The sequence below is a fragment of the Rathayibacter sp. PhB1 genome (assembly GCF_004362935.1).
Classification (GTDB): domain Bacteria; phylum Actinomycetota; class Actinomycetes; order Actinomycetales; family Microbacteriaceae; genus Rathayibacter; species Rathayibacter festucae.
Window position 1 is genome coordinate 1 of sequence record NZ_SNYD01000018.1, and the last position, 1,309, is coordinate 1,309.

The following is a 1,309-nucleotide window of genomic DNA, read 5'->3' on the forward strand; positions in this document are numbered from 1 at the left end:
AGCCCGCGCAGCGGGCGTATCGGTGATTGCCTTGGTGTGTCGCGGGGTTCTGACTCGTCTGCGTATCTGACGCCTGGCAGGGCTGTCTGGATCTCGAACTGTCGAACCCCGCGACACCGTAAGGCATCCGGTCGGCTGGTCATGACTTGATAGAAGCCTGACCGTCCTGTGGTCTCATCACCGATTTGTCTGTCCACTGGCCGGATGCGTGACCCGATGAAGGGATGCATCCAGCATGACAACGAACACGGTCCAAGCCCAGCCCGTCCGGGAGATCGTCGCGGGCATCGATACCCATCAAGACACTCATCACGTCGCGGTGCTGGATACGAGCGGAGCTCTGCTGGAGGACGCGGCGTTTCCGGCGACCACCGCCGGATTCGCGATCCTGCTGGCCTGGATCGGCGGGTTCGGGGTGCTCCTGCGGGCAGGAGTCGAGGGCACCAGCTCCTACGGAGCGGCCCTGACCCGGTATCTGCTCGCCGAGAACGTGGACGTCATCGAGGTCCCACCGGGAGACAAAGCGCAGCGCCGCCGGCGAGGCAAGACCGACGCGTTCGACGCCGAAGCCGCCGCGCGCCGCGCTCTCGCGGAGACTTCACCGCGGATCCCGAAGGACACGACCTCGTCCGTTGAAGCGCTGCGCCTGCTCAGCAACACGCGGAATCTGCTGGTCAAGCAGCAGAAGGAGATCGCCGGACAGATCGATCAGTTCCTGATCACCGCCCCCGACACCCTCCGCGAGCTCTCCCGCGAGGGCACCCGGAAGACGCGCATGCGCCGCCTCGCCGAACTTCCCGAGACCGCCACCGGAGACGTCGTCACCGACACCCTCACTCGGCTGCTGCGCCAGCACGCGACCCGCTGGATCACCCTCGACGCCGACGCGACCTCGATCGAGAAGCAACTGCGCACCCTCATCGAGATCCGCGCCCCGAAACTCCTCGAGGTCTACTGCGTCGCCGCCGTCACCGCCGCGCAACTCCTCGTCGCCGTGGGCGAGAACGGCCACCGCATCCACTCCGAAGCAGCCCTCGCCAAACTCTTCGGCGCAGCACCCCAACCCGTCTCCTCCGGCAAAACCAACCGCCACCGCCTCTCCCGAGGCGGCAACCGGCAAGCGAACTGCGCCCTCCACCAGATCTCCATCGCCCGCCTCTGCCACGAACAACGAACCCGCGACTACCGCGACACCCACCTCGCCGACGGCAAAACAAAGAAAGACATCCTCCGCCTCCTCAAACGAGCCCTCTGCCGCGAACTCTTCCCACTCCTCTGCCGACCTTGACAAATAGAAGCTTCGAGATCC

At 65.7% G+C, this 1,309-nt stretch carries 1 protein-coding gene; it reads left to right on the forward strand.

Going from position 1 to position 1,309, the window contains the following annotated elements; genetic code table 11:
• Positions 1-235: 235 nt before the first annotated feature.
• Positions 236-1,288, forward strand: a complete 1,053-nt coding sequence (locus tag EDF17_RS19650; RefSeq protein ID WP_123444591.1) for an IS110 family transposase — start codon at positions 236-238, stop codon at positions 1,286-1,288.
• The last annotated feature ends 21 nt before the right edge of the window (positions 1,289-1,309 follow it).

Coding starts and splice junctions, on each gene's coding strand:
- EDF17_RS19650 (WP_123444591.1), top strand. CDS start 236: ATGACAACGAACACGGTCCAAGCCCAGCCCGTCCGGGAGATCGTCGCG.